This is a genomic window from Embleya sp. AB8, from assembly GCF_049739465.1.
In the GTDB taxonomy this organism is placed as follows: domain Bacteria; phylum Actinomycetota; class Actinomycetes; order Streptomycetales; family Streptomycetaceae; genus Embleya.
Genome location: NZ_JBMHHY010000019.1, coordinates 1 through 26,212 on the forward strand (window position 1 = coordinate 1; position 26,212 = coordinate 26,212).

The 26,212-nt window shown below is 70.1% G+C and carries 23 protein-coding genes and 2 pseudogenes; 12 read left to right on the top strand and 13 right to left on the bottom strand.

The window, feature by feature from the left end; genetic code table 11:
- Positions 1 to 328 precede the first annotated feature (328 nt).
- The gene (locus ABIA38_RS27120; RefSeq protein WP_424641461.1) at positions 329 to 550 is read left to right on the top strand and encodes a hypothetical protein; all 222 of its coding nucleotides are present in this window, start codon (positions 329 to 331) and stop codon (positions 548 to 550) included.
- 743 nt (positions 551 to 1,293) lie between these two features.
- Here ABIA38_RS27120 and ABIA38_RS27125 read toward each other — a convergent pair.
- The 3 genes and pseudogenes from ABIA38_RS27125 to ABIA38_RS27135 all read right to left on the bottom strand — a co-directional run bounded on the left by ABIA38_RS27125 (position 1,294) and on the right by ABIA38_RS27135 (position 3,943).
- The gene (locus ABIA38_RS27125; RefSeq protein ID WP_424641645.1) at positions 1,294 to 1,527 is read right to left on the bottom strand and encodes a hypothetical protein; all 234 of its coding nucleotides are present in this window, start codon (positions 1,525 to 1,527) and stop codon (positions 1,294 to 1,296) included.
- Between the two features lie 732 nt (positions 1,528 to 2,259).
- Positions 2,260 to 2,781 (bottom strand): annotated as a pseudogene (locus ABIA38_RS27130) (IS3 family transposase); the annotation flags it as partial.
- 493 nt (positions 2,782 to 3,274) lie between these two features.
- Positions 3,275 to 3,943, bottom strand: coding sequence for a TetR/AcrR family transcriptional regulator (locus ABIA38_RS27135; protein ID WP_424641462.1), 669 nt, complete (start codon positions 3,941 to 3,943; stop codon positions 3,275 to 3,277).
- A gap of 88 nt (positions 3,944 to 4,031) precedes the next feature.
- On the opposite strand from ABIA38_RS27135, the gene ABIA38_RS27140 reads away from it, so the two are divergent.
- The 5 genes from ABIA38_RS27140 to ABIA38_RS27160 all read left to right on the top strand — a co-directional run bounded on the left by ABIA38_RS27140 (position 4,032) and on the right by ABIA38_RS27160 (position 9,388).
- A complete protein-coding gene (locus ABIA38_RS27140) occupies positions 4,032 to 6,314 on the top strand; it encodes a DPP IV N-terminal domain-containing protein (protein ID WP_424641463.1) in 2,283 nt (760 codons plus the stop codon).
- A gap of 19 nt (positions 6,315 to 6,333) precedes the next feature.
- Positions 6,334 to 7,680, top strand: a complete 1,347-nt coding sequence (locus ABIA38_RS27145) for a serine hydrolase domain-containing protein (RefSeq protein ID WP_424641464.1) — start codon at positions 6,334 to 6,336, stop codon at positions 7,678 to 7,680.
- Positions 7,681 to 7,857: 177 nt separating this feature from the next.
- Positions 7,858 to 8,145 carry a hypothetical protein gene (locus ABIA38_RS27150; protein ID WP_424641465.1) on the top strand — a complete coding sequence of 96 codons (288 nt, stop codon included), beginning with the start codon at positions 7,858 to 7,860 and terminating at the stop codon, positions 8,143 to 8,145.
- Positions 8,142 to 8,420, top strand: coding sequence for a type II toxin-antitoxin system RelE family toxin (locus tag ABIA38_RS27155; protein ID WP_424641466.1), 279 nt, complete (start codon positions 8,142 to 8,144; stop codon positions 8,418 to 8,420). The genes ABIA38_RS27150 and ABIA38_RS27155 overlap by 4 nt, the downstream gene beginning before the upstream one ends.
- Positions 8,421 to 9,208: 788 nt before the next feature.
- Entirely contained in the window at positions 9,209 to 9,388 is a 180-nt protein-coding gene (locus ABIA38_RS27160) for a hypothetical protein (protein WP_424641467.1), read from the top strand.
- A 227-nt stretch (positions 9,389 to 9,615) separates the two neighbouring features.
- On the opposite strand, the gene ABIA38_RS27165 is transcribed toward ABIA38_RS27160, so the two are convergent.
- Both ABIA38_RS27165 and ABIA38_RS27170 read right to left on the bottom strand, forming a co-directional pair.
- Entirely contained in the window at positions 9,616 to 9,852 is a 237-nt protein-coding gene (locus tag ABIA38_RS27165) for an HU family DNA-binding protein (protein WP_424641468.1), read from the bottom strand.
- Positions 9,853 to 9,929: 77 nt separating this feature from the next.
- A complete protein-coding gene (locus tag ABIA38_RS27170) occupies positions 9,930 to 10,595 on the bottom strand; it encodes a hypothetical protein (RefSeq protein ID WP_424641469.1) in 666 nt (221 codons plus the stop codon).
- Positions 10,596 to 11,001: 406 nt separating this feature from the next.
- On the opposite strand from ABIA38_RS27170, the gene ABIA38_RS27175 reads away from it, so the two are divergent.
- Complete coding sequence (locus tag ABIA38_RS27175; RefSeq protein WP_424641470.1) at positions 11,002 to 11,628, top strand: transposase; 627 nt, start codon at positions 11,002 to 11,004, stop codon at positions 11,626 to 11,628.
- An 822-nt stretch (positions 11,629 to 12,450) separates the two neighbouring features.
- On the top strand, positions 12,451 to 12,999 hold the full coding sequence (locus ABIA38_RS27180; protein ID WP_424641471.1) for a DUF4262 domain-containing protein: 549 nt from the start codon (positions 12,451 to 12,453) through the stop codon (positions 12,997 to 12,999).
- Between the two features lie 16 nt (positions 13,000 to 13,015).
- On the opposite strand, the gene ABIA38_RS27185 is transcribed toward ABIA38_RS27180, so the two are convergent.
- The 6 genes and pseudogenes from ABIA38_RS27185 to ABIA38_RS27210 all read right to left on the bottom strand — a co-directional run bounded on the left by ABIA38_RS27185 (position 13,016) and on the right by ABIA38_RS27210 (position 17,820).
- Positions 13,016 to 13,405: a transposase gene (locus tag ABIA38_RS27185; protein WP_424641472.1), complete on the bottom strand. Its 390-nt coding sequence runs from the start codon at positions 13,403 to 13,405 to the stop codon at positions 13,016 to 13,018.
- A 1,967-nt stretch (positions 13,406 to 15,372) separates the two neighbouring features.
- Positions 15,373 to 15,660, bottom strand: coding sequence for a hypothetical protein (locus tag ABIA38_RS27190; RefSeq protein WP_424641473.1), 288 nt, complete (start codon positions 15,658 to 15,660; stop codon positions 15,373 to 15,375).
- 173 nt (positions 15,661 to 15,833) lie between these two features.
- Complete coding sequence (locus ABIA38_RS27195) at positions 15,834 to 16,277, bottom strand: DUF6210 family protein (protein WP_424641474.1); 444 nt, start codon at positions 16,275 to 16,277, stop codon at positions 15,834 to 15,836.
- 369 nt (positions 16,278 to 16,646) lie between these two features.
- Positions 16,647 to 17,162 carry a hypothetical protein gene (locus tag ABIA38_RS27200; protein WP_424641646.1) on the bottom strand — a complete coding sequence of 172 codons (516 nt, stop codon included), beginning with the start codon at positions 17,160 to 17,162 and terminating at the stop codon, positions 16,647 to 16,649.
- 61 nt (positions 17,163 to 17,223) lie between these two features.
- Positions 17,224 to 17,439: pseudogene (locus ABIA38_RS27205) on the bottom strand (DNA polymerase beta superfamily protein); the annotation flags it as partial.
- Positions 17,440 to 17,469: 30 nt separating this feature from the next.
- Positions 17,470 to 17,820 carry a hypothetical protein gene (locus ABIA38_RS27210; protein WP_424641475.1) on the bottom strand — a complete coding sequence of 117 codons (351 nt, stop codon included), beginning with the start codon at positions 17,818 to 17,820 and terminating at the stop codon, positions 17,470 to 17,472.
- 1,695 nt (positions 17,821 to 19,515) lie between these two features.
- On the opposite strand from ABIA38_RS27210, the gene ABIA38_RS27215 reads away from it, so the two are divergent.
- Positions 19,516 to 20,088, top strand: a complete 573-nt coding sequence (locus ABIA38_RS27215; RefSeq protein WP_424641476.1) for a hypothetical protein — start codon at positions 19,516 to 19,518, stop codon at positions 20,086 to 20,088.
- Positions 20,089 to 20,590: 502 nt separating this feature from the next.
- Here the strand turns inward: ABIA38_RS27215 and ABIA38_RS27220 are convergent.
- Positions 20,591 to 21,283 (bottom strand): AMP-binding protein, encoded by a 693-nt coding sequence (locus ABIA38_RS27220; RefSeq protein ID WP_424641477.1) that lies wholly within the window; start codon positions 21,281 to 21,283, stop codon positions 20,591 to 20,593.
- A 304-nt stretch (positions 21,284 to 21,587) separates the two neighbouring features.
- Positions 21,588 to 22,469, bottom strand: coding sequence for a hypothetical protein (locus ABIA38_RS27225; RefSeq protein ID WP_424641478.1), 882 nt, complete (start codon positions 22,467 to 22,469; stop codon positions 21,588 to 21,590).
- 1,291 nt (positions 22,470 to 23,760) lie between these two features.
- On the opposite strand from ABIA38_RS27225, the gene ABIA38_RS27230 reads away from it, so the two are divergent.
- The 3 genes from ABIA38_RS27230 (at position 23,761) to ABIA38_RS27240 (ending at position 26,193) form a co-directional block, all read left to right on the top strand.
- Complete coding sequence (locus tag ABIA38_RS27230; RefSeq protein ID WP_424641479.1) at positions 23,761 to 24,048, top strand: hypothetical protein; 288 nt, start codon at positions 23,761 to 23,763, stop codon at positions 24,046 to 24,048.
- A gap of 1,415 nt (positions 24,049 to 25,463) precedes the next feature.
- Positions 25,464 to 25,880 (top strand): hypothetical protein, encoded by a 417-nt coding sequence (locus ABIA38_RS27235; protein ID WP_424641480.1) that lies wholly within the window; start codon positions 25,464 to 25,466, stop codon positions 25,878 to 25,880.
- 10 nt (positions 25,881 to 25,890) lie between these two features.
- Entirely contained in the window at positions 25,891 to 26,193 is a 303-nt protein-coding gene (locus ABIA38_RS27240; protein ID WP_424641481.1) for a hypothetical protein, read from the top strand.
- Positions 26,194 to 26,212: the final 19 nt, after the last annotated feature.

Sequence of the window (26,212 nt, forward strand, 5' to 3'; positions counted from 1 at the left end):
AGCAGCCTCGGCTACCGCACGCCCGTCGAATACGAAGCCACACTCGCGGCCTGACCACCACAACGACGGTGTCCGTCAAAGCGGAGCAAGCTCAACCGGCCTGCGCTTCCCCCGGCACCGGCCGAGAATCATCAGGGCCACCGCCGTCCCCGCCCCCGGATCCGACTCGGCGTCACGAATGTAGGCATCCGATGCCCGTACCGACGCGCGGCCCCGTATACGCCGCCTCCCGCGAGGCCGAGTCCGTGGCAGCCCCTCCGATGTGCTCCGACGGGTCGGGACGTAATCCGATGGCCACCTTCCGCGTGGTGTACCTAGGGTCGGCGGCATGACACACGACCCCGGGGACCCGGCGACGATGACACCGGGGATGGCCGCTCGAATCCGCACGTGGCGAGTCGACGAGGAGTACACCTTTCGCGCCGTCGCCCGGGCCGCGACCGACCTGTGGGGCTCCACCTGGGGCAGCAACCAGGGCTACGGCATGGAACTGTGCATCACCGCAGCCGAAATGCTCGGAGAAGACCCCCACGCGGACCCGTGGAACTGACACCCGGCAGGCCGATCCCCGACCGGACCCGAGTCGGTGGTCGGGGCGACCAGGCGCCACCAGGCGAGAGTCGGGGGCCCACGCCAGGGCCGGGGCCGGATGCGCCCTCGGCCCTGTCGCTTCACAGGCCGACGATCGAACGATGCGACGCGGGACGGACGGCGGCGCAGCGGCGGGCGACAGTGATCAAGCGGCCACCCGCGGCGGCCCCTTCGGGCTCGATCGCCGAAGCCCATGCGTCGGGCGGGCCGTAGCGGACCACCTGCGGAACTTGGTCGGTACGTGTCAGTTGCCCGGACTCGATCCGAGGCTCGCGACCGGGCGCAACGTCGCCGCCCGCTGCCGACGGCCGTCTGCTGCCACGACACCGGACACCCGCACCTTCGGGATCGCCGGATTCACCCGGTGTGAGATACGGGAGACCCGTCACCGGTCGATCGGCTTCATGTCACCGCGTATTCGGGACGCCGTCGCCGTGATCGACCGCACGGCGACACCACCACCCGCCCGGACGACCCCGCCCCCCGGTGACAACCCCGCCGATCCTCACAGCACCGCGCCGATGCCGATATCCCCGAAGTAGCCGTTGCGCGTGAGCGTTCGACGGGTCGCTCCGACCGTTGCGGTTTGAACGCGCGTCGCAGGATGCCGGGCCCCGACTGTTCGATCTGCGGTCCCGGAGACTGCCGGTCGTGGACCAACTCCCCGATGGAGACGCGCATATGGACCATGGCATCGTTCGGTCACATGCGCAGCTCGACCACCCGGATGCCGCCGGAGGCCAGACGATGGACACGCCGGGAGAGCACGTAATCGGCCCGATGGGGCGCCGTGTACGTGCGGGCCACGCGCTCGGCCGCCGCCTCGGCTTCGGCACGACCGCCCGTCACCGCCTCGGGCCTGCGCAACGTCCACACGGTGTCCTCCGCCGCCGGAACCCCCTCCTCGACCAGGACGTACCAGGACCCGTCCACCACCACGGGCTCCCTCCCACGCCCGTCGCACCGACGGGGCACCGCCACTCTCGCACGCGCCGCGCCGCACCGCGACGAGGCGGGGCGGGGCGAGGCGGGGCGAGGCGCAGGCCGGTGGGCGGCCGGGGCTGCCGAACTTGGGAGGGGTGGAGTGCGGTGGGCGAAGTACGGGGCGGGCGGCCGGTGATGGGGGTCGGCGCGTTCGTCGTCCACCGGGGGCGGACCTGGCAGGTGGTCGCCGTGCAGGGGCAGCGGGTCCACCTGTTGCAGGAGGACGGGCAGGAAACGACGCTGCCGGTCGGGCGGTTGTTCGCCGACCCGGGTTTCGAGGTCGCGCAAGGACGAACCGGTCGGCCCCTCGTGGGAACCACGGTGACCGACGCCCCCCGGACCACGGTCACCCGGTCCCCGGGGGTTCCCCCCGATGTGAGGACACGTCTTGTGTGGCATGTGCGAGCGTAGGTGGGATCGTCCGCAGCTCGTCTTCGTGGGCGGTGGGGCCGAGTCGGCCGATTCGGGAGTGGCGGCGTCGGGTGTTGTGTCGGGTGTTGTAACGGCTTGCCCGGCGGAAGGTGTCGAGTCGGGGGCCTGGCGGTGGGCCGGTGATCGGAGCCTTGGAGCGTCTCGGGTTCGAAGGAGGCGTTGAACGGCTCGGCGGCGGCGTTGTCCGCGGAGTCGGCGATCGCGCTCGTCGAACGGGTCGGGCCCGCTTCGTGGCTGGCGTCGGGCGAATGCCTCGGACGTGTATCGGGAGCCGTGGTCGCTGTGGAAGGTCGCTCCGCGCAGGTCGCCGTTCCGCGTGCGGGCGGCGGCGTGGGGGGCGTCGACGACCGGGGCGGCCCGCATGTGGTCGGCTGTCGCCCGGTCGGCGAGCCGTGGCGGGCACGGGTCGACGATGCTCGCGAGGTGGGCCGGTTTGGCGCCGGTGACGGGCTGGTGGGTGATGTCGCCGACGTGCTTGCGGTTCGGGGTGTCCGCGGTGGGGTCGCGGCGGATGTGATCGGCCACCGTCGGTGCCGCGGGATCGGAGAGGGTGGTGCGGTGTTTCCTGCGCGGATGCAGGCCCGCGATGTGATGCGCGCGCACCACGCGTTCGACCCGTTCGTGGTCGACCCGGATTGCGGCGTCTTGGAGTTCGGCGGTGACGCGCGCCGAGCCGTGGGTCTGGTGGAATCGACGTGGATCCGTCGGAACCGGGCGGCGGGACGCGCGTCGGTCTTTGTCCTCACGGTGCGGGCCGGGGCGGCGTTCGCCCATGGGTGGAACCCGGGTCCGGAGAGTTCCGGGACCCGGCGGAGCCGCTTGACGGCGTAGCGGCGTCGGTGGTCGGCGACGCACGCGAAGCGGTTCGTCGGCGCGTCTCGCCCGCGAAATTTTTGGCCGCCCGGCGCAGGATCTCTTGTTCCTGCCGCGACTCGGTGTTCTCCGTGCGCAGGGTCTGGTTCTCGGCTTCCGGCGGCGTGGCCGGCGCCGATCGGGTCGTGGGCGCGGGCGTCCTGTCGTTGCCCCGCCTGCCTTTCGTCACGCGAATCCGACTATGCGGCGTTTCGGCGTCGGCACCCGGATCGGCGGCGGTCGAGGCGATCGTCGCTCCGGGCCGCGGGTGATGCGTCGCGACCGCGACCCGCCTCGAACTCGGGCGGATGGTGCTTCATCCCCGCGGGGGCTCCGTTCTCCCGGAGCATCAGGATCCGGTGTCTTCGATGTCCTCGCATCGGGGGGATGCCCGACCCGCTCGCGGCCGCCGGCGTCAGGGCGATCGTGGGAGCGAGGCGAGGATGGCGTCGAGACCGAACTCGAAGACGTCCCGCTGGGTGAAGGTCGGGAAGTCGACGGTGGTGGCGTGCATCGCCGGGTACACCTCGGCCGGGAGGCGGGCCCACTGTTGGCGGACTCGTTCCCAGTGCTGCGGGTCCTCGTCCCAGGCCCGGCGGACGGGGTAGAGCGTGGCGCAGCCGAGGACGAAGCGGATCAGCGTGGCCAGCAGGCCGATCGCCGTCCGGTGGTCGATGCGCAGTCGCGCCAGGCGGGCATAGACCTGCTCGGACATGCGGGCCTCGACCTCGCCGACTCCGTCGGAGGGGGCGTTGATCCGCAGGATGGCCGGGTGCGTGATGAACAGTTCGAAGTAGGCGCGCATCAGCTGCCGGAGCCATGCGACGTCGTCGAGGCCGGGGTCGGGCCATTGGAATCGGCTCAGCAGCTCTGCGGTGACCGCGAGGAGGATCGCGTCCTTGTCGCGGAAGTACGTGTAGAGCGACATCGGGCGGACGCCCAGTCGGTCGGCGAGCCGGCGGATGGTCACCGCGTCCAGTCCGTCGCGGTCGATCAGTTCGATCGCCGCGTGGACGATGGCCTCGGGGCTGAGGGTGCCGCGGGGTGCGCGAGCGGGCGTTGTCTTGTGCCTGGGCGACGACATTGGGGTTCCTGATTCGTTCGGGACACCAGTTCCATCACTGTACCGTACGTTGTACGTTTCCTGGGTCGAGACCGATTCAGGAGGCCGGATGTCCGCGGACGCACTCCCCACCATTGCCTACGACCGAGCTGAGCGGCTGCTGCTGCACAACCGATCCCGGCTCGCCCTGCGGGCCAAGGCGAAGCCCGTGTGGATCGGCGGCGGCGAGAGGTTCTGGTACCGGGTCGAGACCGAGCGGGGCGGCGAGTTCGTGCTGGTCGACCCCGCCGCCGGGACCCGGGGGCCGGCGTTCGACCCCGAACGGCTCGCCGCCGCGCTGGCGTCGGCCGCCGGCCGGCCGGTCCAGCCGTACGCGCTGCCGTTCCGTGCGGTCGAGTTCGCGGACGGGGCGGTCGCGTTCGACGCGTTCGACGCGCGCTGGACCTGCCGGCTGGCCGACTACCGGTGCGCGCGGGACGACAAGCACGCCCAACCCTCACCGCTGGAGGTCGCCTCGCCGGACAAGAAGTGGGCGGCGTTTCGCCGCGGCCACGACCTGTGGGTGCGTTCGGCCGAGACGGGCGAGGAGTTCGCGCTCACCGCCGACGGCACCGCGGATCGAAGCTACGCGGGCCAACCCGACGCGGCGGTCCCCACGCACCTGCTCGGCAAGCTCGGCCTCGCGGACATGCCGCCGGCGCTGCTGTGGTCGCCGGACTCGGCGCGCGTCCTCACCCACCGCACCGACCAGAGCGGTGTCGCCCTGATGCATCTGGTCGAAGCCGTGCCGCCGGATGGCGGCCGGCCGCGCCTGCGCAGCTACCACTACCCGATGCCCGGCGAGCCGGTGACCCGCGGCGAGTGGATCGTCTTCGACGTCGCGTCCCGGACCGCGACACCCGCCAAGGCCGACCCGTTCCTGCTGCCCTACATGTCGCCTTTCACGCTGAAGAAGGCGTGGTGGGCCAAGGACAGCGCGGCCGTCTACTACCTGGATCAGCCCCGCGACCCGCGGACGCTGCGGCTGCACGCACTGGACCCGGCGACCGGCGAGGTGCGCACCCTGATCGAGGAGCACGGCGACACGCGGGTGGAGGCCGCGCAGGAGATCACCCAGAAGCCGATCGTGCACGTGCTCGCCGGCGGCCGCGAGACGCTGTGGTATTCCCAGCGCGACGGCTGGGGGCACCTGTACCGCTACCGGGACGGGGCGCCGGTCGAACAGCTCACCCGAGGGCCGTTCGCGGTGCAGGAGATCGTGCACGTCGACGAGGCGGAACGGGTCGCGTACGCCGTCGTCTCGGGACTGGTCCGGGCCGACCCGTACCGGCGCTCGCTGGTCCGGGTCGGCCTGGACGGCGGCGGGATCATCAAGCTCACCGACGACGATCTGGACCACGTGATCACCGCGCCGGAACACGGCCGCTGGTTCGTCGACTCCGCGTCGACCGTCGACACCCCGCCGACGATCGCCGTGCGCGACCGGGGCGGAGCCGTGCTGGTCGAGCTGGAACAGGCCGACATCACACCGCTGCTGGCCGCCGGCTGGACGCCCCCGGAGCGGGTCGCGACCCTGGCCGCCGACGGCGTCACCGAGATCTACGGCGTCCTGTACAAGCCCCACGGCTTCGACGCCGCGCAGCGCTACCCGGTGATCGACCACCCCTACCCGGGCCCGCAGATCCACCGGGTGGCGGCCTCCTTCGACCCGGGCGCCTACGGCCACGACGCCGAGGCGGTGGCGGCGCTGGGCTTCGCGGTGCTGGCCGTCGACGGCCGCGGAACACCCGGCCGGGACAAAGCCTTCCACGACCACGCCCACCGCAACATGGGCGGCGCGGGCGCACTCGAAGACCATGTCGCGGCGCTGCGCCAACTCGCGAAGACGCGTCCGTGGCTGGACCTGGACCGGGTCGGCGTCTTCGGCGTCTCCGGCGGGGGATTCACCACCGCCCGCGCCCTCCTGGCCTTCCCCGACTTCTACAAGGTCGGCGTGGCCGAGGCCGGCAACCACGACAACCGCTACTACCACGCGCTGTGGGCCGAGGCCTACGACGGACCGTTCGACCCGGACGCCGGGGCCCGGCTGTCCAACACCGAGCTGGCCGGGAACCTGGCCGGGAAACTCCTGCTCGTCCACGGCGACATGGACGACAACGTGACACCGCATCTGACCATGCGGCTGGTCGACGCGCTGATCGCCGCGAACAAGGACTTCGACCTGCTGATCGTCCCCGGCGTCGAACACAGCTTCCTCGGCCGCAAAGGCTACGTCACCCGCCGCCGCTGGGACTACCTGGTACGCCACCTCATGCACCGCGAGCCACCGGCCGGCTACCGGCCGGCGGACGTCCCGCTCTCCCCGGAACTGCTCGAAACCCTCTTCGGCTGACATGGACAGGAGCCTCCCCATGCCCACCTTCTCCGCCCGCGCCCTCCAAGACCTCTGCGACCACAGCCGCGAACGACTCGGCGTCACCGGCGCCCAGATCGCCCTCTCCAGCGCCGACGGGCTCCTGCAGGCCGTCTCCGGGACCGCGAACGCCGAACTCGGCACGCCGGTCACCCACGACACCGTCTTCCAGATCGGCTCCACCACCAAGGTCTACACGGCCGCGCTGGTGATGCAACTGGCCGACGCCGGCCTGGTCGACCTCGACGCGCCCGTCACACACCACCTGCCGGGCCTGCCGCTCGCCGCCGGCGGGCAGTGGCGCGAGATCACCCCCCGCCGGCTGATGTCGATGACCAGCGGCCTGGACAACGGACCGTACACCGACACCGGCCGCAACGACGACGCCGTCGCCCGCTACATCGACCTCCTCGCCGACATCCCGCTCACCTTCGCCCCGGGATCGTCGTACGGCTACAGCAACGCCTCGACGAACGTGTCCGGGCTGCTGATCGAGGCACTCACCGGTCAGTGCTGGGACGAGGCACTGCGCGACCGGCTGCTGCGCCCGGCCGGGCTCGTCGAATCGGTCAGCCTGTTCGAGGAACTGCCCTACCATCGCGTGGCGGTGGGCCACGTCGACGGCGTGGTCCGGCCGTGGTGCTTCGCCCGAGGGTGCGGCCCGGCCGGCTCGTCACTGGCCACCTCGGCCCGCGACCTCGCCCGCTTCGGGAGCCTGTTCCTGCGCCGGGGCCTGGCCGAGGACGCCACCGTCGTGCTGTCCGCCGACGCCGTCGCCACCATGGAATCACCGCAGGTGGACGTGCCGGCGCGGGTCTTCGCCGACTCCTGGTGCGTGGGCCCCTACCGCAAGGTCTGGGACGGCGTGGAAGTCTTCGGGCACAGCGGTACCACCCCGAACGGATCGTCCTGCCTGCTCTGGGTGCCGGCCCTGGACGTGGCGGTGGCGACGACCGTGAACACGCCGCACCGGGGCTACCCGTTCGCCGACGCGGTCTTCGACACGGTCTTCCGGGACTGGCTCGGCGTCGCGAAACCGCAGCGGCCCGTCCCCGACCCCGGCCTGGAGATCGACCCGTCGGCGTACACCGGGACATACGACGCCCACGGCGTCCACTACGCGGTCACCACAGCCGCCGGCACCCTGCTGCTGGACGCCCACGGCACCGGCACCGGCGCCGGGAAGATCCACACCGAACTGCTGCCGATCGCCGACCACCGCTTCCTGCCCGCCGACGACGCCGTCACCAGCCACCACACCTGGGACATCGCCTTCACCATCGGCACCGACGGGCAGGCCACCCTGCTGCACAACGGCGCGTTCACCGCCCGCCGCACCGCCTGACGGACGGAGGTTCCGGGTCATGGGAGTACACCGCCCCGAAACACCTCGCCCGCCACCCCGGCTCCACTACCACCACCCCGACTCCACTCCCGCCACCAGCGCAACAGCACGGGGTGCCGAGAATCCGGCGTCGGCTCCCGCTGAGGGCGGCGTTCGGTTCACACTGGGGACGACGAGATGTCCGGGGATGGAGAGTGTGTGGTGGAGCCGATGACGACGGTGGTGCGCGGCCGGGTGGTCGAGCTGCCGGGAACACTGGACGAGACCCGACGGGCGCTGCCGGTCGAGCGGCGCGCAGAGTTCGACGCGGTGATCGGAGGCACCCCGATCGCACAATTGACGCAGGTCGCAGCGGTGTGGGCCCTGCCCGTCGAGGCACGCGCGGACGCCGACGCCGCGATCGCACGGGTCGAGGCCGGCGACTTCGACGGCATGTTCAACCTCGACGGGACACCGGTGCGGTGAGCTACCGGGTCCGACTCACCGACGAGACCCGCAACACCCACAGCCGGCTCACCCCCGCCCGGAGGCAGGCCTTCGACCGCGGCATCTCCGACATCGCCGACGACCCCTACCGGCGCGGCACCGCCCCCGAAGGCAAGGACCCCGACCGCCGCACCGCCGCGTTCGGACCCGTGATCGTCGCCTACATGATCCACGGCAACATCCTCACCGTCACCGCCCTCCACATCATCCCCGCCCGAACCCACCCCGCCCGAACAGCGACCGCCCGAACGTGACCGCGCCCCCGACCCCCACCCGAACCATTCCGACAACGACTCGAGGGGCACCGTTCGCGTTGCGGCGCAGGGCAATCCGGCCGGGGCCCGGCCTGTCAGCCGACGTCCGCAGTCTCGGACCGCTTCGACAGGGCCCGTTCGTTCGTCGACGGACGAGCGGCGACCGACGATCTCGGCGGTCGACGGACGCTGCGGATCGACGGACGGTGACCCGGACACCGGGTATCAGTTGCCGAGATCGAACACGCCCCACGTGGTGAACGGCTCGGCCTGGACGTAGATCCTGCTTCCCCGGCCGACGACCGGGGGCGGAGCCGTCGGGCAGGGTGAGCAGGCCGACGTCCGTCGGCTCGACGGACGCTTCGGCGAGCTCACCGTGGGCGAGTCGGTCCCGCTGCTCGCCGTAGCCGCCGTAGAAGACCACCCGATCGCCGCGGACGGCCACCGCCTTGGCGCCCCGTACACGGTTCGCCCGCACCGTCACCGGCCCGTCGGGGCGGTCGGGGCGTATCTCGACGAGCGGGTGTACGGGCACGCCCAGGCGACGGTGCCCGACACGTTCAGGGCGTAGCAGTCGAACAGACCGGGGATGCCCGCGCCGTCCGACGTCCAGACGAGCCGGCCCGCGGCGCTCCACCGGCGGATTCCGGCCGGGTTCTCGTCGAAGTGCCCGACCCAGACGTGGCCGGCCTCGTCCGCGAGCAGGTGCTCGATGGCGTCGCCGACGGAAAAGGACTTCGAAGGTCCCGAGCCCGAAGTGGTCCTCCAGAGCCCGCGACAAGGCAGTCATGGAGGCCGCGTTGCACGAGTTGAGTCTCGCGCACAGCCGAGCCCTCGCGGCCCACGGCGTCGTCATTGCCGAACTTCTCGACCAACTCGGCGGGGCCACCGGCCGGCCACGCAGCGACGTCATCCAAGGTGTCGCTCTCGAACACATCCTGCCGCCTGAACAGGATCACGGCATGTGAAGTTGTGAATGGGTGCGGATCGGTACGCGAAGTCGCAGTGACGGGAGCCGGTTTCCGACTACGGGGCGCGTTCGGCATGCGCGACTCGACCCGGAACACATCGGCCGGTTCGACTCACTGTCCGCGATCCCGGAGCCCAGTTCACCATCGGCCGCGTGCCTCCCCGCACAGGACCACCCGACGCCCTTGCCTACAGAGGGGAAGCGCGCATCCGTGTTCGGGCGCTGCTACTTGTTCACCCTGTCCTTGAACGCCGCTCCCGGACGGAAAGCCGGCTTGCCGGAGGCTTTGACGTCCATTGCCTCTCCCGCCTGCGGGTTGCGCATGGTGCGGGCTGCTCGGTGGGCCCGATGAAACGTTCCGAACCCCGTGATGGAGACGTCGTTGCCTTCGGCCACAGCGGCCACGATCGTTTCGAGGGCCGTGTTCAACGCGTCGGCGGCGAGGGTTCGGTCATTCGTCACATCGCTATCGCATCGATCAGATCGCGCTTGTTCTTCGTGCGGAATTCCTTTCCTGGGTGTTGGGTGCGGTCAGACCCTCACACACTTGCCGGGAACACGGCACTTTGCAGCCAGACCCTCAGCGGACCGACCGGCTCGAAGCCCTGACGGACGGCGACCACCAGGTCATCTCCGTGCTCGTAGCCGACCACGGGCAGGGTGGGGAACAGCCGGTGCACCGCCTCCAGTACGACCGGCCACGCCGCGTCGGGGCCGCCGTTCAGCGCAAAGACGTTGGAGATTCCGACGACCTGGTCGCTGCGGCTCGCCACCGCTCCGGCATGCACCCCGCCGTCGGGGGACAGTCCGGCGATCACGAACGTGGCCGGGTCATTGAGCAGTTCGGGCCGGAAGAGGTCCGCGTTACCGTTCCCGCCGTCCCAAGCGAGCGCCCATGCGCGCAGCGTGTCCGGGGCGCCGGCCACGTCCCAGGCAAGGCCCGACGCGGTGGCGGGAGCGCTCGCCGGGCGGTGGATCCACTGCGCCTCGAACAGCACCTCGAAGCCGGCCTCCGCCAGGTCGAGGTCGGCGAAGCTGTCCTTGACGGAGGCACCGGGCGTCGAAGTGTCGATCCGGATCGCCAGCGCGGCCGGGTCGGCACCCGGCATCAGCGTAACCGCGTCGGGATAGTACAGCGGTGTGCGAGCCGGGGCAGTCCAGTCCTGTGCACCGAACTCACCCGCCAAGCCGTGTGATCGGCTCATCGCCGCGCACCATTCAGCGTTGTTGCGAGCGGCCGTTCGGATCAGGAGCTCATTCGGCATCGTCACGAGTGTGGATCATGGTCATCGGGGTCCGGGACGTCCAACGGTTTTCCGCGCCCGCAGGACGCGCGCTCCGCCCGAAGGCCCTGCGCCCGGCCTATGGAAAATTGTGTGACCGTGGCCCTGGGGAATTACGGGCTCTGTCGCTGATCTTGGATGCTGTTGGTGATCTTGAGGATTCCCCTCGGTTCGCCATGCTGACTACTTGGGCGGATGCTGCTTCGCTGGGAGAGGAGCGAACTGCGGCGAGGGGGCGGCTGTGTCGATGGGTTCGGGTTCGAGGGTGGGTATCCCGGTGTGAACCCTCGAGGTTGCACGGGCTGCCAACCCTCGTGGCACCGCGGCGATGTGGGTGCGGGATCGGCTCTCCGAGTTGTTCTGGGACGAGGACTTCGCGGACTGGTATCCGTCGGACGGGCGACGCGGGATTCGCCCGCTCGGTTGGCCGTTGGTATCGGTGTTGCAGTTCACGGAGAACCTGACGGACCCAGAGGCGGCCGAGGCGGTCCGTTGCAGGATCGACTGGCACGCGTTGGGATTGGAGTTGGACGATCCCGGGTTCGACCACTCGGTGTTGTCCGAGTTCCGTGATCGGATCGCGGAAGGCGATCGGGCGGACCGGCTGCTGACGGTGTTCGTGGAGCGACTGGTGGCGGCCGGGCCGGTGCGAGGTGGTGGGCGGCAGCGGACCGACTCCACGCACGTGCTGGCCGCAGCGTGGCGACTCAACCGAGCCGAACCGGTCGGGGAGAGTCTGCGGGCCGCGTTGGAGGCAGTGGTCACGGCGGACAGACGACACGCCGTCCACCGACCGCAGGGGCCCGTCGCCGGCGCCCTGCATCGTCAGCCGCGTCCCGCCGATCCCTCCTCCGCAACGACCTCGGCCGGGTTCCCGGAGGCGCGGACGGCCGCGTACGCGGGATACAGCGGGCTGCGCGGGTCGACGTCCACGGTCCAGCCGTCGGCGGCGTAGCGGCGTAGCGGCGCAGCAGGTCGGCGGTCCAGGTGGTGTCGTGGGGGTCGGTCGGGACGTCGTAGGGGCTGTGGAGCACCAGGACGGTGACGGGCGTGTCCCAGCCGGACCAGGTCGCGGTTTTGCCGTCGCGGACCGGGCGCAGGACGTGTTCGATGCGGCGTACCCGCAGGAAGGCGCCCGCGTCTCCGCGCAGTTGCGGTACGGCCTCGAGGGTGCCTGCGCGCAGGGTCATCGTGGACAGGTGGTCGCCGACGGCGGGTACGGTCGCGCCTTCGTGGCCGTCGTCGCGGGACAGGGCCGCGAGGTAGTTCCGGGATGGTTCGTCGAGGGGGCCGACGCTCTCGTACAGTTCGATGCGCACTCCGAGTTGGACCATCGGGTCATCCTCGTTGAGAGTCGCCGCTCGGCGCAGGCAGTTGCGTGAACGAGAAGTTGGGGATTCGGGTCCCGACGTCCGATACCTGGCGTCCTTGATGCCCCGAGACGACCGCACTCGCGGGCACGGCCGGCCTCGGGGACCGGCTTTGTTCCGTCGAACTCGGTGACACTGCGGTCATCCGGCTGACGATCGCTCTCCTGCAGGCCGCCCACGTGTTCAGCCCGCTCCTCGACGGCGACCCGCTGCGCCCGGCGGTCAGCCGGGCGCTCGCGGACCTGGGGCTTGGCAGTGTAGGTGGGTCCTGACTCCAGCGGTAGGTGAGTTCCGGGTTCTGGCAGATCTTGGGGAGTGGTCACGGAAGGCGACCTTGCTGTTCGAACGCGGGGGTTGGCCACGGGCCCGGGCACCTGATCCGGACGCCTGCCTCGTAGCCTCTGCCCATGACTGATGATCCATTTCCCTGCCGCTGTGTCCTTTGCCATGACTACGGCGATCGAGGCGACGCGGACCGGGGCGACCTGACGATCATCGAGAACGTGCAGCAGCATGGTTGGCACGTGGTCATGGTGCCCGAGGACGACATCGGTCCTGGATTCGCCTACACGATCGGCCTGTCACACACGCACAGCGCGCCTGAGCTCGCCATGTTCGGGCTCGATGTCCACGCCATGCATCTCATGCTCAATACGCTCGGCAAGGAGGCCGCGATCGGAGCCGTACTGGATGACGGCCGGCATCGTCATGACGTTGTCGACGGCCGGGAAGTCGCCCTCAAGAAGGTCGACCTCCGTTGGTACCGGACCTTCTTCGGAAGGGCCATCGGGTTCTACCGCCGACCGCCCTTTCCTGTGCTTCAGGTCGTTTGGCCTGATCCGGAAGGCCGCTTCCATTGGGATGAGCAGGTTGGGCAAAGGTACCGAGAGTCACAGCCTCAGCTGTGGCTGCCGCCAGGCGAACACTCTGCCGGCATCTGGACCACAGAGCTCTGACCCATGCTGCGAGAGGTCACCGGAGAAGGATCATCTTCCGGAGCAGGGTAAATCCGGCCCTGCCGTAGAGCTGCCTTTTGATCTTCTTGATGCGGTTCACGGCGCCTTCGACACTGCCGGAGTTCCACTCCAGGGTGAGTCCGGCCGTTACGGCGTCGAAGTCGCGGAGCAGGTGCAGTGCGAACCCGGTGAGGCCGGGTAGCCGGCTGGCGTCGACGGCGTCGATCCAGGTGGGAAGCCCGGATCCGGAACGGTGGCCGAGGAGCTCGCCGAATTCGCGGACGTGTGCGGCGGCCGCGTCCAGCTCGGGACAGCGGGCCAGGACCTCCTTGAGGTCAGCTCGTTCTTCCTCGTTCAAGGACTCGGGGTGCGGCCGGCCGGTCTTCGAAGGCTCCTGCTCCACCATGCTCGTGGCCCCACCCGTGCCCGTGATCGGCCTGTACAGGTTCTGCGCCGAAGGGAACACCCTGCGCGCACTGCGCGACGCCGGCGTGCGGCGGTCTCGTCGTATGGGTGGTGGTGGAAGCCTTGGGTTCCGTGTTCGCGGTTGTGGCGCACGCACACCCACCGCACCAACACGGCCGTGGTCGCCGGGTCCACCGCCAACCGGTCCAACAACGACTCCCGGCGCAGCCCGGCGGTCGAACGGTGCGACGCGGATCCGGTGGGAGACAGGGTGCAGGACCGGTGGGTGCGAACGGCTCGACGGGGCCGAAGGTCGGCGCGGGTTGCGGTCGACGTCGGTACGGTCGGTGAGGAGATGGGTTCGGGCCGGGTGTGCGGGAGTTGCTGGGGTGTGGCGTGCAGGGCGGCGCAGGGGGCGCCGGTCGAGGGCCTCGACGGCTCCGGGGGGGCTTGCTGGGTCGTCGGGCGGGCGGTGTGCAGCCCGGAGAAGGACACGTGCCCGCCTGTCCCGCCGTACTCCCCGAACCACTCGGTCCGGCCTCGCCTCGAGGAACCCCCGGCAATTCCTTACTACTTACCGACACGGTTAATTCCTTACAGAAAACCTGTGTGGTTGTGTGGTTTCGGCCGGTCTCGTTCGATGCGAAGGCCGAAGCATGTTGGTTGTCACCAGGGCGCGCCGCGGAGCCGCGAGAGGGCCGTGCGGGAGGTGAGGTGGTGGTTTAGCTGCCGGAGCCGAGGCGGCTGAAGGCCCAGCGGAGGATCTCTTGGTCGACGTGGGTGCGGCCGGTGCGTTCGAGGGCGGTGTGGGTGTGGGCGGTCAGGCGGGCCCAGTTGCGGAAGTTGCCGTGGGCGGCGCGTGGCTGTCGGCGAACGTGATGTCGTTCGGGTCGGCGTCGGCCCAGATGGGGTGGTAGAGCGGGATGACGTCCTGGACCTCGTCGGGGGTGAGGCGGGTGAAGCGCTGCCGGATGAAGATCCGGGAGCAGACGACTCACCCACGAAAACACCCCGAACTGGCACGATATCTGAACCTGGAACCAAACACGATTACGGAACAAAACGCTCTTTGAAGGCGCTCTCACCTGCACGGATGGATTTTCGGCACCCACCGCGTTGTCCAAGGGGTGGTGAGGCCGGTTCCTCCGGCGGCCGGCGTTGCCTCCCGGGCCGGGGAGCACCGATCGCCCGGCGAAGCGCAACTCGTGGATGGCCACTTCGGTGGCGGCGCGGCCGGGGGGTCCGGCGGCATTCCCGGTCGGGAACGCCGCCGGGCCCGGGAAGACCCTGGATCCCGCGGGGGCGACGCGGACGACCGCGCCGAACGGCACCGGTTTGGTGACCTCTCCCGGAAGGGTCTTGCCTGGGGCCTTGTTTGCGTTACGGCCTACAGCCAGAAGGTGGTCATGTTGTTGTTCCACCCGGATGCAAACAGCTGTTCGTGTGCAAAGCCCGCGTTGATCCTGAGGCGGGTGTCGGACCTCGGCGTTATCTGGCCGCCGGTCGGAGCGCCGTTGCTGAAGGAGAGCCGCTGGTTGCTATGGCCGTTGCAGCTCCAGACCAACATCCTGTCCGTGCTGGGTAAGTCCAGGCGCAGGCCCAGGTGTAGTACGGGTGCAGGTACCAGCCGCCTTCGCGGGCGGGCTCCAGGCACCAGCGCTCGTTGTCCTGGACGTGGCCGTTCTGGGAGACGTACTCCCAGGTGTCCACGACCGCGCCCTTGCCGCCCAGCCGTGTACCTCCATGTACGCGTTGCCGGCCCGGTAGGTGTGTACGCCGCGCCCCCGCATCGGTCGGCGGCGGCCGGCGGCGCCGTCGAGGCGTGCGCGGCACCGGTGCCGACGCCGAGCGCCGCCACCGTGGCGGCTGTGGGGCGTTCACGAGTGAGGTTGACGTGCGGGAATGGGTCGAACTGATGCTCGGTTTCCCGTGTGTTCAGAGATCGCTTCCCGCCGACCGTGAGCCTGCTCAGAGTCCGCGGAGTGCGTTCCAGAGGTCGTCGTATGCGTCCCAGCAGTCGACGGTGCCGTCGCTGTTGAGCGAGCCCATGTACCAGTCGTCATCGTCGACGGCCTTCACGACACAGAGGTCGTGGAAGCCCAGGACGATCTCCGGCTGTAGGACCTCGTCCGGAGCATGTGGTTGGCCCAAGTACGTCACGACCCGCTCGGTGTTCAACACGACGGCCTCCCGATCACCGGACACGTCGCGTATCCGCTGAAGGGTCCAGCCGTCGGGGAGCTCGCCTCGTGTCATGCCACCGATTCTGTCGAACCGCACCGATCACGTATGCGACGGGGTGTTCAACGAGTGCGTCCGAGGAGGCGACTTGCGGTGCCTTTGCGGATGGTTTTCCGGCCGTCCGAAGATCGTTGTCCCAGTTGGGCGGCGGAGCCTCGGTCTGTGTGTGGCGTTCTGCGTTCGTGTGGTCAGTCGGAGTTCGACCAGACGAGGATGCCGGTTCCGAGCTCGGTGGTCACGGGAATCCATGCCTCCGTTACCTCGGACAGGCGGGACTCGTCGACGTGGATGGGAGTGCCCGGGTAGCCCATGACGGGGGCGGAGTCGAAGTCCGCAGGGAACTTGATCGTGGAAATCGCCGCGCGGAGCGAACCTAGGTGGTCCGAGGTCCATGTCCGAGGCCCGCCGCAGCCGGAGAACTCCCTCACGAACAGGTCGATCAGGGCCGCATACGCGTCGGGGGCCTCGATGGGGATCAAATGACCCTCGACCCGACTCTGCATACAGGCGGTGCCGCACGTCTGGATCTCGTAGACCATGCCGCTCGGGGCTTCCAGGACGACGAACAACCAGTCGTAGTCGAGGCGGTCGAGGTGATCGAGATCGACATGCATTCTGCGGCGGCGCTCCATCCCCGCATCCTGCCCCATCCTCGGCGAGGCCGTTCTGTGCCACAGCGCGGGGGATTCGACCCTGACTCGCGAACAGCTCGGCCGGTTCCCGCCGGGAGACACGTTGTCCGGCGTCGCCCGGCGAGCAGTGCCCGGGAGTTACGCCTGTTCCACATCTTCCGGCGGCACCGGCCGGTCCGCTTCGGGCGCTACGGCCGGGGATTCGTCGACGGTGAGCCTGTGTCCTCGGGCCGCCGGATACGCATCCAAGTCGTGTATATGGCCGTCATGAGGGTGGACAATGCCGTCGTAGTGCCTGGCGGCGGGGTTGCCACTTCGCCAGAGTTGCACCCATTCCCATCCCGGCGGGGGGTGGGGCGCGGGCGTCCGTCAAAAAAGTTGTGCACCCCACGGGCCGGCCGGGATGTTCACCGCGCGCGTTCGTGGCTCTTGCGGCCCTCGGCGGCCCTCTCGTGGTGGGGACATGCGGCCGCGGAGCAGGGCGGCGCGGGTGAGTTCGGTGCCGGCGGGGGCGCGGTCGAGGAGGGTGCGTGGTCGGGAGCCCCGGGGCGTGGAACCGGCGTTCGCGGAAGGTCGAGGATCGGGGAAGCATGCGGTCGCGCCGTCATGGTTGCCCAAAACGCCGTCGCGTCGACCGGGTTCGACATGCGGTGCGTCGTGCGCGTCGGGTCGCTCCGCGAGTGCGGACACCTCGTAAACCTCGTCCGGCGTCGCGCGCAGCCGTTCGACGTCCGCCCACACCACGTCGATCGGGACCATTCCCGGCAGAGCCCCGTGTTCCGCCTCGCGTTTCGCGGCCACGAGGTCGCCGAGGTACGCCGGTGCCGCATCCGGGCGCAGGCAGGCCGGTTCCCGCGGGTCGGCGACCACCCGCCCCGTCCTCATCAGGTGGATTCCGGCCGGCCGTACCCGGAACGTGCAGAGGAGCGGCTCGAGTTCGCGGGTTCGGTCGAAACAGTCGCGACCGGGTACGGGCGAATCCGGCGCGGTGGTGCGCGTGGTGCCGGGCCACCACTCGGGGCACGAGCACCACCAACTCGGCGTGCGCGGCCGTGGTGTGCACGATCAGTGGCGACGGCAACTGCTCCAGGACGCAGCCGTTGCGACGCGGCAACAACCGCGCGAACCTGCTCAGGTCGTGCCAGATCAACGGCCTGGACACGCTGGAGTCGCAGAGTCGACCGGACAAACCCTACCCGGACGGCCGAATCGCGGCGAACTGTGCACTCATGGCGGGACCCAGGTGGTCGACAAGGCCGTATCCGGGCTGATCCGGCCACGGCAGATTGAACAGGAACGAGGTAGTAATCACCTGGGCCGTTTCGGGGACATCGAGTCGAAGCTGCTCTTCCAGGAACCGCAGCGTCACCCGCCAGTCCGTCTCGTCCCCTCCGAGGAACGACGCAACGGTCTCCCGAACGACATCCCAGAAGAACACATGCGGCAGGACACCGTGCTCGTTGAAGACATGCACGTCGAACAAGTCCTCGAAGCCGGGCACAACCGCGACCAAATCCCGCACCAGCCGAACATCCCGCTCCACGGCACCCCCTCCCCCGGGCCCTCAGAGTAGGTCCACCGGCGTCGAGTTGGCTGCGAATAGATCCACCGGCATCGAGCCGGCCGCCGAGGTGCCGGCGCAGCGCGTGGCCCCGGGCCCGCGCACGCCAATCCCGGCCCTGGCGGGAGCGTTCCGGCAGTGCCCGGTGCGGGGTTTGTCCGGCGGCGGCTTCGATACCGCCCGCCTCGAGGATGCGGTCGTGGACGGAGATCGGGCGGGTCGCGGGATCCGGTCCGTGTCGTCGGGCCTGGTCGTGGACTGCGGCGAGCATCGCGTCGTAGTCACGGGGTGTTCCGGTGTCGCCGTCGACGTAGCGGTGGGGGGCGCAGCTCCCGGACTCGGCGATGCCGTGTCCCATCCGTCCGATCACGCGCAGGAGTTCGGTGTCGAAGCTCGGCCCGCGGTCGTGCACCAGGGGCAGGGCGGTGTGCAGCACGTGGGCGGGGAATGCCTCGTAGCCGGCCTGGGGATCGGTGACGTCGAGGTCGAGGAGTTCGGCGATGGCTTGACGGTACAGGCGGGCGGTGGCGTTGGGGCCGGTGGGCGGATAGTAGCCGTGCGCGTCGGGCAGGCGCCGCGACCCGATGGCCGCGCCCACGCCGGTGGTGTCGAGTTCGCGCAGCAGGAGGCCGATCTGTTCCAGGGGGTAGGCGAGGTCGGGGTCGGTGTAGGCGGCGGTTCGGCAGCCTTCGCGGGTGAGTTGTTCGAGGCCCACAGCACGGCCGGGGCCTTGGCGCCGAGAGGTTCCCCCTGTTCGTGCCCAGGCCCGGGCCGCGTCGGGCGGTCCGGGCCCCCGCCGGCCGGACCGGTAGGCACCGATCGGGCACGGCCCGGGTGGGAATGCTCGTCCACTCTTGTACGGCCTGCCGGTGGCAGAGTCGGGTCGGTCGGAACGTCGGCGTGGCCCGGCGTCCGGCCTCGCCGGCCCGGAAGCGACAGGACCCGGTGCCGGTCCGGAGGAGTGTGCAGCGGTGATCCGGACGCCGGACCGGGCCACCACGCCGACCGGCGAGGAGAGGCGCACCGAGGGTCTGCACGTCGGCGACGCCGACCTTGCCCGCACGTCGCCGCCGAGTTCGCCCACACCGTCCACGGCCGCTACCGCTTCGCGCTACCCGCCGAGGTCGCCGACGGTCGCCTGCGGCGCACCTGCAAGCCTTCCGACGCCGACACCGACCCCGCGTTGACGTTGGCGTAGAAGATCACGCGTTGGGGATAGGCCGCCCCTCCCGAAGAAGAGGCAAAGCAGGCAACGGTGTTGCGGCAGTGGACGTCGGTCGACAACGCCGACGGCGACCTACCGGCTCTCGGCCACGTCGTCGTCGAGTCGCAATCCGCGAACGCGGTGACGGGCCGGGTGACGGGCTGCGGCAGGTTCGACGTCCGCGGTGCCGTAGGGCTCGACGGTCGAGGCCACGTCGGTGCGCGCCTCGAACGTTTCGTGAACCTGCCGGACGACGGGTCGAAGCCGGGTTCGGACCCGGCGGAGCAAGACGATGCGGGACCTGTGGCGCCCGGCGCTCGAACGGCGCCGCGCTCTCCCTCGCGCCGGAACGCGTGACGGCGAATTGCTCCCGGTACGCCGGGCCCGACCCTGTACCGGTGCGTGCCGTGGTCCCACTGTGGGACTGCGGGCTTCGTGGTCCGCGTCGTACGCCCTCCGTAAGGAGAACGGTCATGCCCGCACCTCGCACCGTCGTTCCACAGGGATCTCGTCGCCCGCTCGCCGCGCTCGCCGTCGTCGTCACGCTCGCTTCGGCGGGAGCGGTGATCGCGCCGGCGTCCGCGTCCGCCTCGCCCGTCGACATCACCTGCCTGACGGGCAACCGGCACACGGCCTACACACCGCCGCTGACGAACACCCCGAAGCCGGAGGCACTCGCCATCTCCGACAACTACAGCTGTATCTCCCTGCTGAGCGGCGTCAGCAGCGGATCGAGCAGCCTCGCGGTCGAGCTCCCCTCGTCCAGTTGCCTCCTCGAACTCACCTTCCTGACCTCCCTGCCGGTCGCGTACCACTGGAACACCGGGCAGTCGAGCACCATCACCTACGCCACCAGCAACGCCGTCCGCGCGGCCGACGGCACCGTCACCACCACCAGCGTGGGGGCCGTCACCGCCGGTCTGGGGTCGGGGCAGGCGGCAACGCTGATCACCGTCGAACCCGCGCTGAACCCGATTGCCTGCGCCACCACCGGACTGAGCGACACCAACAGCCTCGCGGTGAGCCTCGTCATCGCACCGGTGTGAGCAAAGCGCACCACCGCGCACGAGGTGCGAGCACGCGGGAACGGGAATCGTGGTGCCCGTCGCTTCGCGGCCCTGCCGCGACCCGATCGCACCGGGCCCACATCGACCGACCCGACCGCCGCTCGCGACACGTCGCGATCACCGCGAACCGGCCGCCGCCGACGCCCCCTTGCACCCACGCGCGCGAGAATTCGCCACACCACCCGACGAATATCGCCGGTCTACCCGACCCCGGGTGCGCCGGCGGCATTCGGTACGCGGCACCGCCGGCGACACTCCACCCACGGCCGCCGGGACCCGGGCACGTCCCGACCCGCACCCCGCCCGCCCACGTCCGGCAGTTCCCGGAACAGCTCACCACGCGCGGCCGAACGCCCGACGCCGACGACCCACGCCATCCCCACTCGGCGCAACGCGCCGCCCGCTCCGGGCCGTTCGCCGGCGCATTCCCCGTCATCGCCGTCGCCGTCACCCGCCGGGAAGCCGCCACCGGCCGTCGGCGTCAGGCGCCCGCATGTTCACCCCGGGCGCGGTGCCATGGCCAGTCGAGCGCCGATCCCCCGCAGCGGGGCCGAGCTTGGCCATCGCGTCGTGCCCGGCGTCCACCGGGTGGACGTGGACGGTAGCACTGACGCAGCGGCTCCAGTCCTGCGCGGTCCGCCTCGGCGCCGCCCTCGGCGCTCCAGATCGCCAAGGTGCGGTACCCGAGTTCGCGCGGGTGCCGCAGGGCCGGAGCACCGGCTCCGGCGAGGCGGGTGTCGGGGACGCCGGTGCGCCGTACCTGGTTCGGTCGACGGCCTCCTGCGAAGCGTTCGCGCAGGTCCGGGAGCCCGGTGAGGTCCGTCCCCCGGTGCCATCGGGGTGCGGCGGAGACCGGGTACGGGCGGTCCGGGAGGACGATCGGCACGCCGGCCGGCCAGGAGACCGTGCTATCGCCGGTGGACAGGGCGAGGGCCGGGCGGGCATCGGCGAGGATGCGAGCCACTCGTTCGGCCGGGGGCGCCGGGTCCGGGGGAAGGTGGGCCGCCCCCGACTTCGGGACCGCCGGCAGGGCCATCGGCAGGTCGGCCGTCCGTGGCGGTGCGACCGCGACGATGTCCTCGGGTCCCACCCCGCGCTCGACCGACAGCGCGGCCGGCCGGTTCGCCCGCGAGTTCGACTCCCCGTAGGTCGTCTCCTGTCCTGTGTACGGCACCGCCACCGTGCCGGTGCGCGTGATGCCCGGGTCTCGAAGGCTTCCGGGAACGACGGCGGGTGCGGCACGGGGGCACCGTCCTCGTTCGCCGGCTGCGGCGGGTGGTGGATTCGGACCCGATCCGGAGGCCGCGGGCTGCGAGGAGAATTCGGGGCCGGCATCGAGGTATGGCCTCCGGGCACCCGCGAACTCCCGCCCGGTGCCACCGAAGCGGTGGCACCGGGCGGGGGGGTCGTCCTCGCGCTTTCCGCCCTCGCGCACCCCGTCCGGCGGTGTCGTCCGGGATGATCGGGCCGGTCCGGGCCTACACCGCGCCGGTCGCGACCAGCAGGAAGGGCATCCGGTGGTGGGAGTTGGAGTAGTCGCCCTGGGTGTCCGTGCCGGAGGGGACGTAGATCCCGCCGCTTCCGTAGTGCCCGAACGGGGCTCCCGACTGTGCCTGGAAGGGGATGTCGACGGTGGTGGCCACGCCTGCGCCCAGCGATCCGATTCCGGCGGGCAGTTGCAGTTGGTAGACGGAGGGGATCGCCGGATCGTTGTTCTCGTACAGCGCGGAGAAGCCCGGCGGGCGACCCGAGGAGGGCACGCGGGTGTAGAAGGGTGTCGAGAACGTGAAGTAGGAGACGCTGTGGGTGCCGCTGAGCAGGCTGCCGGCCCCGTTGTAGAAGAGGAACGGGATTTCCTGCGCGCTGCCGCCGATGACGAGTGGGACCTCGTGGTGGACGTAGTACAGGTTCACCGATCCCGGGGTCGGGCTGTTCACGCTCTGTCGGACCGTATAGACGGGCCAGGAGTTCCGGGTGAGGTCGGAGTCGACATCCACGGTGTTGCCCGCGTCGGTCGTGAAGACCGCGCGGCCGGCCGCGGGCGAGGTCGGGGCATTGGCGTCCAGTTTCAGGCTCACCGTGATGGCGACACTGCTGCCGGCGGCGATGCCGCTGAAAGCGACCTTGATGATCGACGGGACGGCCGCGGCTGTGTTCTGGTACAGCCAGCTCGATGTCCCGCCCGTGACGGTGGGCAGTGTCGGGACATTGACGTAGAACGGCGTGATGAACTTGAAGGAAACGGACCCGGTGGCGTTGTCCGGACCGAAATTCCCACAGGTCACGACCATGGATCCGTTGCCGGAGGAGTCGAACTGTCCCATCTTCACGTTGCAGTACAGGTTGACATTGTTGGTCATCGCGAGCTCACAATCCGGTCGATGGTGGGGGAGGTGGCGGTGGTGGTCGTCGATCCGACGACGCCCGGGGTGGTGCTCCGCCGCCGGGGGCGGCTTCGGGCACCGAGTGCCTCGTGATGGCTTCGGGCGGGTCGGACGAGTGTCCGATCCCCGCGCCGGTGTCGGGCTCTTTCATTCGAGACTCCTTTGCCGGAAAATCCATATGAATCCATGATGACGACAATCGCCGACCGGTCGCTTCGCGCATCCGCAGACCACAGGGGTCGCGATGGTATCGACCCACCACTCCTGCACCGGAAGATGAAAAGAATCATCGGGCAGGGCTGCCGAAATACGCCCGTCGTCTCCGGATGCGGATCATTCCCACGCACCGTTGTTTGTTCCATCATCGAAGCTAGCACCCAACGCCCGGAGGCGATACGGCGCGGGGTGAAAGAACGCCGATCATGTGCACTTCCTACAATGGATCATAAATCCCGCCCGGATGACGGGAAGAATATGGACACATCCGGCGGAATAAAAATGGAAATAGACATCGGAAATAAAGGTGCACATCTTTCCGGTGAGGCTCTGCGCATCGCAAGGGGAAATTGACCGCAGGAGGGGCGCAAGAGGTCGGGTAATGATATGGCACGATTCTCTCGAGTCGGGCCGGGGTGAACCGAACCGGAGGAATCGAATTCGAGAGGGCATCGACGGGAAGGCAACCGGGCTCCGTATTCAGGGCGTCGCCCGACGCCTGCCCGGACCGCATCGGGCGGATGGTCGCCCGGGTCCCGGCGGCCGGTGTACCGCCGCCGGACGTTGCCGAAGTACGCCGTCGTCAGGCGGCGTTCATGCGGCAGGCGCGGGAGTCGGGCGAACAATGGGCGCGGCTTCGTCGCCGCCGGAGTCGGCGGCCCGCTCGGGCGCGGGTGACGAGTTCGAGCGGGCGACGAGTTCGAGCTGTACCGCGGAGGCGTTGCCGTGCCGGTACGCCGGCAACACCCGGATGGGTGGGCTGATCTCGAACCGGTCGCCGCGGCGGGCGCCCGGTGTGTGTGGCGGTGGCGGCCGGCCGGCCGGCGCCAGACGGTGCGGTCGGAGACATTCGGGCACTGCGCCGTGGTGCGGACGTGTACGCGGCTGAGGCGGTGTTCGGGAAGACGCCACAGTGCGGCCGGCCGGGTGGCGTCGGTGACGTCCCAGCCGTAGAGCCGTCGGACCGCGGCTCGCTGGTTCTCCGGTTCGCCAGGCGGCTCTCGCGGTGACGTCGGGTCCGGTTTCGTGGGTGTCGGCGATGGGATGTGGGATGCGGCTCGTCGGACCGAGGGTCGTGTTGCGTGAGCTCGAACTGTCGGACGTCGGCGACGTCTTCGGGATCTACAGCAACGATCGGGTGCTCACGTTCCGCTCGCGGGACAAGCCCACGCGCGAGGAGGTGCGCTCCATGGTCGGGGACGGGGTCGACCGCGCCGGGCGGGAAGCGCGTCTCGAGTACTTCGTGGCGATCACCTTCGTCGACGACCGTCCGGCGTCCGCCCGGCTTCGGGCCGGTCGTGGCACGACGCGGCCCGGCACCGCCGGCAGGTGGGGATGATCTCCGCCGGCCACCCCATCCCGGCCCTCCCCGACCTGTGCGGCCCCACCCCGGTCACGGCCGGCGACGAGCGGGAGACGTTCGTGCGCGCCGCGGACGGCGGCATCACCTATGCCTCCAACCGGGTCGACTTCGCCTCGGCCGGCGTGTCGCCGGCCGGCTCCCTCGCCGGCACCGGGCTCGTCCGGCCCTCTCCCGAGCGGATCCTTCGCCGCGCCGGCGCCGTGGGCGCTGCCGTCGCACCGGCTGCCCGGCCACAACCGCTCGGCCCTTCCGGCGGACAGTGCCCGGGAGCTCAAGTCCGGGGTGTTCCCGACGCGGGAGGCCATCGCCGCCGCCTCCGGCGACCGGGCCCAGGCACAGCCACGGGCACGGATCGACGCGTGGAGCACCCGCGGGCCCCTGCGCCCCGGGCAGGTCACTCAGCTGCCTCGACCGCCCACGGGTCGAGTTCCACCCCATCGCCGAAGCGGCGCAGCAGTACACCTGCCGGCGCCGCGGCAGCAGCAACACGCCGGAGCAACCGCGGTGGAAGCCGGCCCGCAACGAACCCACCCGGTTCCGTGAACCGCACCCGGCGATCACCGGGTCGATCGCGCGCGACGGCTACCACGACCTGCCCGCCACCCGGTTCCACCCGGTTCCACCGCTCGAAGGCCCGGACCGGACCCCGCCTTGTCACCGAGGAGTCCGAACCGGTCCAAGACGGCAAACCCGTCGTGGAGTCCGACCTCGCCGCGACGACCGTCGAGAGACTCCTCCCGGGCGAGTCCAAGAAGAACGACAACCCAGGCCATTGGCCTGGGCAAGGACGTCCTCCTGCGTCTCATCAGCGCCCTGCCCGACCCGGAGCCCGGCGAAGTACGAGTCCTGGGTGTGGACGACTTCGCACTCCGCAAGGGGCACAACTACGGGACCGTCCGACGCCCGCGAGTTCACGGAAACTGAAGGGTCTTCGGGGGGAACCCGAGGGTCCGTCGATGTGCTGTGTGGTAGTGGGCCCTCGGGTTCGCCGTTCCGGGAGTTGGCGGGCCGAGTTGGCGTAACGGATCGCGGTCTTTTCGTCCAGGCCGAAGACCTCGGCGAGGTGGAGCGGGTCGGGAGCACTTCTTCGCGGCGGGCGAACCGGCGGGAGACGCGGGCTGAGCCGCAGGCGGGCGAGCGGGCCTGCGTGGACTTGCACGGGGTTCTTCCCGCCGTTCCCCTTGGACTCGTAGGTTCAAAGCCGGGACACCCCCCGCGAACGACCGCGCTTCGGCATGCTCGTCGACAGGACGCACTCCCGCGCTCACCGGGCCACCCTGGTGGGGGCCGGAGGGGCCCACTGCGTCCGCATGGCACAAGCATGGCCGCGTTGGCGATTCGGGCGGTTCCGCAAGCAGGGCAGTCCGCCCCGGAGTCGAGAGAGGGAAACAATGAGGAAGATCGACATCAAGCGGAAGGGCACGGTCCGCCGGGCCGCCGTGACGGCGGCTGTGTTGGCCCTGGCGGCCGGTGGGGTCGGTATCTCGGCAGGCTCCGCCGCAGCGTATAGCGGCTGGTACCAACTCAACTCTCACCCCACTGGTAATGGTGTGGGCGTGTACAACTCCCAGTGGGGCACCGCCAAGGTCGGCTACTACGACCTGGTGTCGGCCTCGTGGTCCGGGGACAGGATCCACCCTGTCTGCTGGATAAGAGGCGCGGACATCGACAGCGCCGGGAATGTGTGGTACAGGCTCGACGCCGCGCAAAAGACGAACGTCGACCCCTACTACGGCCGCACGTACGTCTACGGCGCCTACGCAGACGGCAACTGGCTCTTCCACAACAACCAACTGAACGAGTGCTGACCACCCACTGATGCAGTTGCCCCGCCCGTTCGCCGGGCGGGGTCTGTACAGCCCGAGGGTCCGACTCTCTCATCGCCCACCGCCGCTGCCCTACGGCTGCCGGATGGAACTCGCCGACAACGACGCGTACATCCCGGAGATCGCCTCCCACCGACTCCGGCAACTGCCGCACGGCGGGCGGCAGTCCGTGGCGATCCCGGTGAAGGTCACGCGCACCGCACGGTTCGTCGGTCCGGACTACAGCATGGCCGGGAGCGGACCCCGGCTCGGTCACACCGGTTCGCTCACCGCTTGCCGGATCCCCCGGAGGTAGGCGGTCTGCTCCTCCACCC

Coding starts and splice junctions, on each gene's coding strand:
- ABIA38_RS27150 (WP_424641465.1), top strand. CDS start 7,858: ATGTCCGGGGATGGAGAGTGTGTGGTGGAGCCGATGACGACGGTGGTG.
- ABIA38_RS27120 (WP_424641461.1), top strand. CDS start 329: ATGACACACGACCCCGGGGACCCGGCGACGATGACACCGGGGATGGCC.
- ABIA38_RS27200 (WP_424641646.1), bottom strand. CDS start 17,162: ATGAGGACGGGGCGGGTGGTCGCCGACCCGCGGGAACCGGCCTGCCTG.
- ABIA38_RS27215 (WP_424641476.1), top strand. CDS start 19,516: ATGCCCGCACCTCGCACCGTCGTTCCACAGGGATCTCGTCGCCCGCTC.
- ABIA38_RS27225 (WP_424641478.1), bottom strand. CDS start 22,469: ATGACCAACAATGTCAACCTGTACTGCAACGTGAAGATGGGACAGTTC.
- ABIA38_RS27140 (WP_424641463.1), top strand. CDS start 4,032: ATGTCCGCGGACGCACTCCCCACCATTGCCTACGACCGAGCTGAGCGG.
- ABIA38_RS27195 (WP_424641474.1), bottom strand. CDS start 16,277: ATGGAGCGCCGCCGCAGAATGCATGTCGATCTCGATCACCTCGACCGC.
- ABIA38_RS27175 (WP_424641470.1), top strand. CDS start 11,002: ATGTGGGTGCGGGATCGGCTCTCCGAGTTGTTCTGGGACGAGGACTTC.
- ABIA38_RS27230 (WP_424641479.1), top strand. CDS start 23,761: ATGCGGCTCGTCGGACCGAGGGTCGTGTTGCGTGAGCTCGAACTGTCG.
- ABIA38_RS27180 (WP_424641471.1), top strand. CDS start 12,451: ATGACTGATGATCCATTTCCCTGCCGCTGTGTCCTTTGCCATGACTAC.
- ABIA38_RS27160 (WP_424641467.1), top strand. CDS start 9,209: ATGGAGGCCGCGTTGCACGAGTTGAGTCTCGCGCACAGCCGAGCCCTC.
- ABIA38_RS27190 (WP_424641473.1), bottom strand. CDS start 15,660: ATGACACGAGGCGAGCTCCCCGACGGCTGGACCCTTCAGCGGATACGC.
- ABIA38_RS27185 (WP_424641472.1), bottom strand. CDS start 13,405: ATGGTGGAGCAGGAGCCTTCGAAGACCGGCCGGCCGCACCCCGAGTCC.
- ABIA38_RS27145 (WP_424641464.1), top strand. CDS start 6,334: ATGCCCACCTTCTCCGCCCGCGCCCTCCAAGACCTCTGCGACCACAGC.
- ABIA38_RS27170 (WP_424641469.1), bottom strand. CDS start 10,595: ATGAGCCGATCACACGGCTTGGCGGGTGAGTTCGGTGCACAGGACTGG.
- ABIA38_RS27240 (WP_424641481.1), top strand. CDS start 25,891: ATGCAGTTGCCCCGCCCGTTCGCCGGGCGGGGTCTGTACAGCCCGAGG.
- ABIA38_RS27135 (WP_424641462.1), bottom strand. CDS start 3,943: ATGTCGTCGCCCAGGCACAAGACAACGCCCGCTCGCGCACCCCGCGGC.
- ABIA38_RS27235 (WP_424641480.1), top strand. CDS start 25,464: ATGAGGAAGATCGACATCAAGCGGAAGGGCACGGTCCGCCGGGCCGCC.